Source organism: Stieleria mannarensis (assembly GCF_014154935.1).
Lineage (GTDB): Bacteria > Planctomycetota > Planctomycetia > Pirellulales > Pirellulaceae > Stieleria > Stieleria mannarensis.
Window position 1 is genome coordinate 1 of record NZ_JACEHH010000187.1, and the last position, 761, is coordinate 761.

Below are 761 nucleotides of genomic sequence, written 5' to 3' on the forward strand. Positions count from 1 at the left end.
CGAACGTCTAAAATCACCCGGTCGCGACGAGAGATTCTCCATTGTCAAAACGCCCGACTTCGCGACTCGGGTGCATTTTTTTGTTATCTGGCTATTCGCGGTTGGCGTCGCTGTTTTGTGAACCAGTTTCAACGCCTGCCTGCAATTCATTGTATCCGATTTGCAATATGCTTTCGGGATTGGCCACAGGACGAGTTTGGCCGAACCCAAACATCTTGGATTCGGAGGGGAGCTTGTGTCCGCATTCAGCGCAATATGGATGGTAGCCGTAACTGGCATGTTTGCAGCTCGGACAGATGTATTCGAGATGTTTCTGTAGCGGGGTACGCGCGGAAAACCAAATGCTGCCATTTGCATGGATGTCAAAGTTCTGACGCCATAGAAACATGTTGGTTTCGAGGCAGAATCCCGCGTTTTCGTCGACGAGTTTGTAGGACCAAACATCTCTCGATTCGCGATCACACGTCCAATCTATGCGGAGCTGTTGATTTGGCCATGAGATAGGCCCAGAAATTTTCACAGTGGATGGACAGCATATCGCGACGTTGTCTTCGCGCCCGAGCGGATCACCGATAATTAGGTCAAACGTGCAATGCGATACTGAGTAGCCCCACCAACGCGCGCCGAGGTGAGGGTGCGATGCAAGCACCTCATTAGCCCGACGAACGGAGTCTTCTTCGCGGGCGTCAATCTCCGCGTAAGTCAGACCGTTCGGCGCAACTTCGTTTGGATCGTGCATTCAGCCTCTTGCCAGATAACGG

At 52.2% G+C, this 761-nt stretch carries 1 protein-coding gene; it reads right to left on the reverse strand.

The genetic code is table 11. The features are described from left to right. Nucleotides 1-91 precede the first annotated feature (91 nt). Entirely contained in the window at nucleotides 92-739 is a 648-nt protein-coding gene (locus tag H1B37_RS33005) for a hypothetical protein (RefSeq protein ID WP_182871520.1), read from the reverse strand. Nucleotides 740-761: the final 22 nt, after the last annotated feature.

Bases quoted from the DNA above. Each gene is read 5' to 3' on its own strand.
- H1B37_RS33005 (WP_182871520.1), bottom strand. From the start codon at position 739: ATGCACGATCCAAACGAAGTTGCGCCGAACGGTCTGACTTACGCGGAG.